The organism is Streptomyces sp. C (assembly GCF_000158895.1).
Lineage (GTDB): Bacteria > Actinomycetota > Actinomycetes > Streptomycetales > Streptomycetaceae > Streptomyces > Streptomyces racemochromogenes.
Window position 1 is genome coordinate 1792833 of sequence record NZ_GG657750.1, and the last position, 8965, is coordinate 1801797.

An 8965-nucleotide genomic window follows, 5' to 3' on the forward strand; every position below is an offset into this window, starting at 1 on the left:
CCGGGTGGGGGTCGGGGGCCCGGCTCGGGTGGGGGTGCCGGAGCCCGTGAGCGGCGGTGGGGGGACACGGCGGGGGCGCGGCCGGGAAGCCGCACTCTCGTCGTGCCCCTGACAAGTCCGCCGGGTGACGCTGAACGGGAGTGTCCTGGCGTCAGTTACCGGCGGCAAGGGCGCCTTTCAGCCGTCGCTCCCCGGCGGCGACCTCGAAGGGCAGGGTGTTCCCGGGCGGCGGGAACGGGCAGATGAAGTGGTCGGCGAAGGCGCAGGGCGGGAGTTGGGCCCGGTTGAGGTCCACCGTGATGGAGCCGTCCGGGGCGGGCGTGCCGGGGTGCAGGAAGCGGAAGCGGTAGCTGGAGCCGCCGCTGGTGGCGTCCGCGAAGACGGCCCAGAGGCTGCCGTCGCCCTCGTCCACGGCCACCTGGAGGGTGTGCGGGACGCCTTCGCGGGTGAAGGCCAGCTCGCCGCCGAGGCCGAGGCCGCGGGCGTGCCCGTCGGCGTTGCCGACCTGGACGGTCCGCCGCTCGGGGTACGGGCGGAAGTACCCCGGCAGCGCGAGGGCGGGGTCGTACGGGGTGGCCTCGATCCCGGCGAAGGCGCGCCGGGCCGGGGCGGCGGGGTCGTAGACGCGGACCGCCCACTGCCCCTCGCGCCGGATCACCACGAGCCGTACCTCCCCGGCCGCGAGCCGGGACTGCGCGGGCCGGGCCCTCGTCCGCGGCGAGGGCGGCCTCCCCTATGAGGGGCCGCCCGTCGAGCTCGACGCCGTCCTCGGCGCAGGCCCTCAGCAGGACCCCGCCGTCGTGGGCGCGCCACTGCCCCGGAACGGCCGGAAGTCGACCTTCCGGGTAGTCGGCGATCCAGTGCGTGGCCGTCAGGGCGAGGGGTCCGTACGGGGCGGAGACGGTGGCCGTCCGGTGCTCGTGCCACTCCCGCCAGGCCTTGGTCTCTGCGTCGTCGCTCATGCCGCTCAGCCCTTCCCCCGCGGGCCGGGCGGGAACCTTCCGGTAACCCGTCCGGACCTGGGGGAAAGTGACGCCGGATCAGCAGTCGCAGCCGCAGCCGTCGCAGCAGCAGCCGTCGCAGTTGCAGCAGTCACAGCAGTTGCTGCAGGAGTCGCAGTTCTCGCAGCACTCGCACGCGTCGCACCAGGGGTCGCGCTTCTGCCGGGACCAGGGGCCCTCGTGCTCCGTGCAGCACAGCCGGCAGGTGCAGAAGAGGCCGATGGCCACCGCGCAGCCGGCCAGCAGTCCGCGGCGCGGCTTCTGCGGCGGGAGCCCGCCGAAGCCGCCGCCGCCACCGCCACCGCCGGGGCCGCCCGGGCCCATCGGCGGCGGCATCCCGGGCCCGCTCGGGGCGTACGGGCCGGCCTGGCCGCCGCCGTACGGGCCGCCCTGGCCGTATCCGGCCGCGTACCCCTGCGGGGGCTGCCCGTGGCCCGGCTGCCCGTAGCCCTGCGGGGGCCGGCCGTAGCCCTGACCCGCCGAGTTCGTCGCGGCGTGCCCGCACGAGGAGGCGCCGAACGCACGGTCCACCGAGGTGCGCAGCTCGTGCACCAGCAGCCGGTGGGCGAGTCCCGCGTCGGCGAACTCCACCTCGCGCAGGGCGAGCCGTATCCCGTGCAGCGCGTCGTCGCACAGCCGACGGGCCTCGGCGAGGGAGGTGCCGGTGGCGGTGAGCGGGTTCCAGGCGCCCGCCAGCGCGTCGGCGCCCTGGTCCTCGACCGCGTCCAGCAGGTGCGCGAGCCGCCCGAAGTACCGGCCGGCCTCGGCGAGGGCCGGGCCGTTGCCTGGCCGTCCCGCCAGGACCGCGGTATGCGCGAAGGCGGCCGCCGTCGCGGTCTCCGTCGGCTCGGTGACCACCAGCACGGACGTGCCGATCCCGGCCAGGGACTCGATGCCGCCCTGGCGGTCCACGGCGTCCACGAGCACCGCCGTGTCGAAGCCGAGCGAGGCGCCGGTGCGGGCGCCGGCCCGGTCCCAGCCCCGGGCCACCTTGCGCGCGGCGGCGGCGATCGGCGCGCGGGCCAACAGGCCGTCCCGGTCGGCCACGTGGTCCCGCACCTTCGCCGAGGCCAGTACGAGCGACACGGCGGCGGCGAGCCGGGCGCCCTCGCCGTTGGCGACCGGCGCGGTGCGCATGCCGCGCAGCGGGCAGGGTCCGGCGGTGCGCCGGGCGCCGGGCAGCGGACCGGCCTGAGCCTCCGTCAGGACGGAGACGAGCAGCCCGTCGTAGTTGGTGACGATCCGGGCGAACTGCCCGTGGTCACCGCGAAGTGCCAGGCAGAGGCCGCACAGATGGGCCATCCACTCCGTTTTGAAACGCTCGCCCAGCCGGTGCGCGCAAGGTCTGACGATGCCGAACAACCGCTTCCCCCGTGTGTCATACGCAAGATTCCGGGGCATCGTATCCAGCCAGGGTGATCACTCGTACGCCCCAGCGCCTCACCCGGACGGCGGCAGCGGTCGTATTTTCACTCAGTCAGCAGCGGTAGCGTCCGGGAAGCTCGTCCGTGCAACGGATGTTCTGCACCAGTCCCGTCACGAAACATCTGCGCGGCGGCTATCCACTTGGCGCGTTGTCAGCATCATGGACGACCATAGGGGCAGCGGAGAAGAAGACAGACTGGCCACGGTGAAAGGAGGCGTCCATGGGTTCGGTACGCAAGGCGAGTGCGTGGTTGGGTCTCGTAGAGGACAGCGACGACGAGCGGTACTACGACGACGACTACGCGGAGGCGGTGGAGCGCCAGCAGGGCTCGGTCTCCGGCCCCGGCGACCAGTGGGTCACCGACCCCCGGGTGAAGGTCGCCTCGGATTCCGCGGTCGAGCGCGGCCGGCGCATCGCGACCGTGACCCCCGACGGCTTCCGCGACGCGCGCGGCATCGGCGAGCTGTTCCGCGAGGGCGTCCCGGTCATCGTGAACCTGTCGTCGATGGACCCGACCGACGCCAAGCGCGTGGTCGACTTCGCGGCCGGCCTGACCTTCGGGCTGCGCGGGTCGATCGAGCGGGTGGCGACCAGGGTCTTCCTCCTGACCCCGGCCGACACCCAGATCGTCAGCGGTGAGGCGGGCGGCCGCTCCCGCGACTTCTTCAACCAGAGCTGAGCCCGGGGGTGCCTCCCAGCGGTAGCTGGGGGATCCTCACCGGCTACCGGAAGGCGTCGAGCCCGGTGAGCGCCTTGCCCAGGACCAGCTGGTGCATCTCGACGGTGCCCTCGTAGGTGAGGACCGACTCCAGGTTGGTCGCGTGCCGCATGACGGGGTACTCCAGGGAGATCCCGTTGGCCCCGAGGATGGTCCGCGCGGTGCGGCAGATGTCGATGGCCTCGCGGACGTTGTTGAGCTTGCCGAAGCTGATCTGCTCCGGCCGCAGGGTGCCCGCGTCCATGCGACGGCCCAGGTGGTGGGCGAGCAGGATGCCCTTGTGGAGTTCCAGCGCCATGTCCGAGAGCTTGGCCTGGGTGAGCTGGAAGCCGCCGATCGGCCGGCCGAACTGCTCCCGCGTCTTCGCGTAGTCGAGCGCCGCCTCGAAGCTGGCGCGCGCCGCGCCCATCGACCCCCAGATGATCCCGTACCGCGCGTGGCTCAGGCAGCCCAGCGGACCCTTCAGCCCCGTGACCTCCGGAAGCACCGCGTCCGCGGGCAGCCGTACGTCGTCCAGCACCAGCTCGCTCGTCACCGACGCGCGCAGCGACCACTTGTGCTTGATCTCCGGCGCCGAGAAGCCGGCGCTGTCGGTGGGGACGGCGAACCCGCGGATCCCCTCGTCCGTCTGGGCCCAGACGACGGCCACGGCGGCCACCGAGCCGTTGGTGATCCACATCTTCCGGCCGTTCAGCACCCAGTCGGAGCCGTCGCGCTTGGCGTACGTGCGCATCGCGGCCGGGTCGGAGCCGATGTCGGGCTCGGTCAGCGCGAAGCAGCCGATCAGCTCGCCGGCCGCCATGCCGGGCAGCCACCGCTGCTTCTGCTCCTCGGAGCCGTACTTCCAGATCGCGTACATGGCGAGGGAACCCTGTACGGAGACCAGCGAGCGGATCCCGGAGTCGGCGGCCTCCAGTTCCAGGCAGGCCAGCCCGTACTGGACGGCGCTCGCGCCGGCGCAGCCGTAGCCGGTCAGGGACATGCCGAGCGCGCCGATGGAGCCGAGCTCGCGGGCCAGCTCGCGGATCTGCGGGAGCTCGCCGTCCTCGTACCACTGGGCGATGTGCGGCAGGACCCGGTCGGCGGCCCAGGAGCGGACGGTGTCGCGGACGGCGAGGTCCTCGGGGCCGAGCAGCTCGTCGAGTCCGAGCGGGTCGGTGGGGGCGAACGGGGTCTTCGGCGCGGACAAAGGGGCCTCCCGGCGGCCACGTGGGGCGAAACCTAGCGGTGCAAGTTTGTCGCCGACCGGGCCCCGGGTCCACCCCCGGCTGCGGCGGGGGCGCTCAGCCCTGGCGGCCGGGCCGGCCGCCGACCGCGGGATCGCGCTCGGGCTGTCCCGGGGCGGGGATCCGCGCCCCGGCGGCCGGCCGGGACGGACCCGCGGGCTGCGCGGGCAGGCGTACGGCGGCCCCCGCATCGGCGACGGCGTCCGCGGCGGTCCCGCCGCACCCGGCGCCGCCGTCCGGCTCGGCGTTCTCCATGGTGCGCGGCAGCTTCAGCGCCATCACGGCGCCCGCGAGCAGCAGGCAGGCGCTCACGACGAGGGTGACGTGCAGCCCGTGCACGAAGGAGTTCCGGGCGGCCGTGTGCAGGGACTCCCCCGCCGCGCCGCCGAGGTGGGCGGCGATCTGGTAGGCCTCGCCGAGGGAGTTCGCGGCGCCGGCGGAGTCCTCGGCGGGAACCCCGGGGACGTCCAGCAGGCCGGGCCGGTAGGCGGCGTTCATCACGCTGCCCAGCAGGGCGATGCCCATGCCCGCGCCCAGCTGGTAGGAGGTCTCGCCTATGGAGGCGGCGCCGCCGGCGGAGTCCGCCGGGGCCTCGCTCAGCATGGACTCGTACGCGGCGAAGAGGGTGGTCTGGAGCCCGAAGCCGAGCAGGACGAAGCCGGCGGTCAGCAGGACGGGCCGGTCGTCGTGGCCCATCAGCGTCAGCAGCAGCACCGCGCCGGCGGTGAGCACGAAGCCCAGCGAGACCATGGTGCGCGGGCCGACCCGCTGGAGGGTGTGGGAGCCGGTGGCGCCGGCGGCCATGGCGGCGAAGGTCAGCGGCAGCAGCCGCAGGCCGGTCTCCAGCGGGCCGAGGTCCAGCACCAGCTGGAGGTACTGGACGGCGAGCAGCTCCAGCCCGACCAGCGCCAGCATGGCGAGCACGATGCAGCCCACGGAGGTGGAGAACGCGGCCCGGGAGAACATCCGCATGTCGATCAGCGGGTGCTCGCGCCGCTTCTGGCGGCGCACGAAGAGCACCAGCAGGAGCACGCCGAGCAGCAGCGGCGCCAGCGCCCCGGGGTCGGTGAGCTGCCGTTCCGCGCCGATCCGCTTGATGCCGAGCACCGCGCCGAGGACGCCGGTGGCGGCCATCAGCGCGCCGAGCACGTCCCAGGGCCCGTCGGCCGCGCCCCTCGATTCGGGCAGCAGCCAGCGGCCGAGCGGGAGGATCAGGGCCATCAGCGGGATGTTGATGAGGAAGACCGATCCCCACCAGAAGTGCTGGACGAGGAAGCCGCCGAGCACGGGGCCGCCGGCCGCGCCGATCGCGGCGACGGCGGTCCAGATGCCGATGGCGAGGGCGCGCTCGCGCCGGTCGGGGAAGACCTGGCGCAGGATCGACAGGGTGGCCGGCATGATCATCGCCCCGCCGACGCCGAGCAGGGCGCGGGCGGCGATCAGGAGCTGCGCGTTGTCGGCGAGTGCGGCGATGGCGGAGGCGGCGCCGAAGAGGGTGTAGCCGAGGAGCAGGATCCGGCGGCGGCCGACGCGGTCGCCGAGGGTGCCGAAGAGGATCAGGAGCGCGGCGCAGACCAGCGGGTACGCGTCGACGATCCACAGCAGCTCCTGGGAGCCGGGGCGCAGGTCCTCGGTGACGGAGGGGACGGCCACGTGCAGGATGGTCGCGTCGAGCGCGACGAGCACGAGGCTGACGCACAGGACCGCCAGGACCACCCAGCGGTTGGCCCCGCCGGAGACGGCGGCGACCCGCTGCCGGAGGGAGGGCATCCTGTCGCCGGCCGTGTTCGTCCCCGACATGCATGTACCTCCCAGGTGGTCCCTCGCACTCGGCGGACAGCGTCGTGGATCGCCGCGGGGTGGTGCGCTGTGCGGCGTCCTACGGGGTCCGGCATCGACACGCGAGTGAAGGGTCAGCGTACGCGAGTTCGCGTGCCCCACACGTGGCCAAGCTCTCATCCCGGCGGCGGCCCCCGTGTGGGGTGCGCCACTCGCCCCGGCCCGCTCTCCCCCCGCGTGCGCGCCCGCTCACGCTCCGTGTCCACGGTTTTCGTCTTCGCCGGTCGCGGCGCCGATACTCGTCCCCGTGACCACTCTGCCCGTTGACGCCGCCCCCGCGAAATACCCCGGACCGCGCCGTGCCGCGCCCGCGCTCGCGGCCTTCGCCGCCGTGCGGCTGCTGGGGCTGGCCGTGCTCGCGCTGTGGTGCGCGGCGGCCGGCAGCAGCCCGCACACCCTGCTCTCGGCGCGTTGGGACTCCCTCTGGTACGCGCGGATCGCCGCCGAGGGGTACGGGTACGAGGTGGTCCTGCCGAGCGGGGCCGTCCATTCGAACCTGGCGTTCTTCCCGCTGCTGCCCTGGCTGGAGCGGCTGGTGGCGGCGCCGACGGGGCTGTCGTACGGGTCGGCGGGCCTGGTGGTCTCGGCGGTGGCGGGGCTCGCCGCCGCGTGGGGCGTCTTCGCCGTCGCCGACCTGCTGCACGGGCGGCGCGCCGGGGTCCTCGCGGTGGCGCTGTGGGCGGCGCTGCCGGTGGGGATCGTGCAGTCCATGGCGTACAGCGAGTCGCTGTTCACCGCCCTGGCCGCCTGGGCGCTGTACGCGGTGCTGCGCGGGCGGTGGGTCGTGGCCGGCCTGCTCGCGGCGGGGGCGGGGCTGACCCGGCCGGTCGGGGCGGCGGTGGTCGCGGCGGTGTGGGTGGCGGCGGCCCTGGCCTGGCGGCGCGGGGACCGCTCGTGGCGGATGGCGGCCGGGGTGCTGCTGGCCCCGCTGGGGGCGGCGGCGTACGCGCTGTGGGTGGGGGCCCGGACCGGCGGCGGGCTGACGGGCTACCTGGACGTGCAGGCGGGCTGGGGCAACGGCTTCGACGGGGGCTGGGCCTTCGCGCGGTTCATCGGGGCGCGGCTGGCCTCCCCGGCGTTCGCCGCCGGGGTGGGGCTGATCGCCGGGGTGCTGCTGGTGCTGTGGCTGTACCGGCTGTGCGTGCGCGACCGGCAGCCGGCCGCGCTGCTGGTGTACTGCGGGATCGTGGTGGCGCTGGCCCTGTGCGCCTCCGGGTACTTCGGCTCCAAGCCCCGGCTGCTGCTGCCGGCGTTCCCGCTGGTGCTGCCCCTGGCGGTGGCCCTGGCGCGGTGGCGGACCGGGCGGGCGGCTGCCGTGCCGGGCGTACTGGCGCTGGCCTCGGCGGTGTACGGGGCGTTCTGGCTGAACGGTTCGGGTCCCCCGTAGGGCGGGCGGGGGCGAGTGGGGGCGAGTGGGGGCGATCACGGAATGGATCATTCCAATCCATGGTTGTGCAAAGGAATTGAGCCGCCGCGATAAATACCGTGTAAGTATGCCGATAATTGCGGCGGCACTACTCCCGGAGTTGAATCCGGTAAGTTCCAACAAGTGCCGGAAGAAGGGGAATTAAGTCCCCCGTGAGACGCACTCCACATCACATGGTCATCACAAAGCGCGCGATTCGCCCGGGGTGCGCTTCGACGCGCGGTAACGTCGATTGAGTGCGTACTGACCAAATGCTTGCCCGTCTGGAGCCGGTGTTCGCCCGGCTCGACCGGGAACCAGAGCGACCGGCTCATCTGCAAACTCCGCAGATGAGCCGGCACCGCGTCGTGCTCCTCTCCGCGACGCTCGCCTTCTACCTGGTGATCGTCGTGCTCGTGCTGACGACCTCCTGGCTCGTCCGCCTGGACTGGCAGATCATGTTCTTCCGGCCCTACGAGCAGTGGCCGCAGGTCCACGCCTTCCTCGACTACCTCGTCGTACTCGGCCAGCGCGGGCCCACCGCGGTGATGGTCGCGGCCTGGCTCGGCTGGCGCTCCTGGCGCCAGCACACCCTCCGCCCGCTGATCGCACTCGGCGTCGCGCTGCTGCTCCTGAACATCACCGTGGGCTCCGTCAAGCTCGGCCTCGGCCGGCTCGGCCCGCACTACGCCACCCAGATCGGCTCCGCGGAGCTCTTCGCCGGCGGCGATATATTCCCTTCCGGCCACACCGCCAACGCCGTCGTGACCTGGGGGATCCTGGCCTACCTGGCCTCCACCACCGTCACCCGGCGGGTGCTGTCCATCCTCTCCGGGGTCCTCTCGCTGAGCGTCGGCGCCACCACCGTGTACCTCGGCACCCACTGGGTGAGCGACGTCCTCCTCGGCTGGACCGCCGGACTCCTGATCATGCTGGCGCTGCCCTGGTTCGAGCCGCTCATCGCCCGCACCGAGGCCTACGTCTTCGGACTGCGCGAGCAGTGGCGCCGCCGGCTGGAGGACGGCCGGGTCTCCGAACCGGTCGCCGCCGCGCTCGTCCCGCTGCTGTCCGCGGGCGGGAAGTGGCAGCCCGGGCGCACCCCCGGCACCGAGGACGGGGCCCCGGCGGCCGCCGCCTCCCAGGCCCCCGCCGGGCACTCCCCCGCGCTGCGCCCGGCCGCGCACGCGCACCAGGTCTCCCGGCAGCACGTCATCCGCTCCGAGCGCACCCCGATCACCCCGGGCGGCAGCCGCCGGCCGGCGCACACCGAGCGGGCCTCCGCCCGGGGGGCCTCGGCCCGCCCGGCCACCGGGGGCTGATCCGACGCGGGGCCGGTACGCACAGCCCCAC

General features: G+C 74.0%; 6 protein-coding genes and 1 pseudogene. 3 read left to right on the top strand and 4 right to left on the bottom strand.

What is annotated here, in order from left to right; genetic code table 11:
* Positions 1 to 151: 151 nt before the first annotated feature.
* A pseudogene (locus SSNG_RS07900) lies at positions 152 to 962 on the bottom strand (DUF1684 domain-containing protein).
* A 78-nt stretch (positions 963 to 1040) separates the two neighbouring features.
* On the bottom strand, positions 1041 to 2363 hold the full coding sequence (locus SSNG_RS07905; RefSeq protein WP_042800714.1) for a DUF5685 family protein: 1323 nt from the start codon (positions 2361 to 2363) through the stop codon (positions 1041 to 1043).
* A 284-nt stretch (positions 2364 to 2647) separates the two neighbouring features.
* On the opposite strand from SSNG_RS07905, the gene sepF reads away from it, so the two are divergent.
* Entirely contained in the window at positions 2648 to 3106 is a 459-nt protein-coding gene (gene sepF, locus SSNG_RS07910; RefSeq protein WP_007263282.1) for a cell division protein SepF, read from the top strand.
* 43 nt (positions 3107 to 3149) lie between these two features.
* Here the strand turns inward: sepF and SSNG_RS07915 are convergent, their stop codons facing one another.
* Together SSNG_RS07915 and SSNG_RS07920 are read right to left on the bottom strand one after the other, a co-directional pair.
* On the bottom strand, positions 3150 to 4334 hold the full coding sequence (locus SSNG_RS07915) for an acyl-CoA dehydrogenase family protein (RefSeq protein ID WP_007263283.1): 1185 nt from the start codon (positions 4332 to 4334) through the stop codon (positions 3150 to 3152).
* A 94-nt stretch (positions 4335 to 4428) separates the two neighbouring features.
* The gene (locus SSNG_RS07920; RefSeq protein ID WP_007263284.1) at positions 4429 to 6171 is read right to left on the bottom strand and encodes an MFS transporter; all 1743 of its coding nucleotides are present in this window, start codon (positions 6169 to 6171) and stop codon (positions 4429 to 4431) included.
* A 286-nt stretch (positions 6172 to 6457) separates the two neighbouring features.
* Between SSNG_RS07920 and SSNG_RS07925 the strand changes: the two genes are divergently transcribed.
* Positions 6458 to 7597: a glycosyltransferase family 39 protein gene (locus SSNG_RS07925; protein ID WP_050779574.1), complete on the top strand. Its 1140-nt coding sequence runs from the start codon at positions 6458 to 6460 to the stop codon at positions 7595 to 7597.
* A gap of 275 nt (positions 7598 to 7872) precedes the next feature.
* A complete protein-coding gene (locus SSNG_RS07930) occupies positions 7873 to 8934 on the top strand; it encodes a phosphatase PAP2 family protein (protein ID WP_063749877.1) in 1062 nt (353 codons plus the stop codon).
* Positions 8935 to 8965 lie beyond the last annotated feature (31 nt).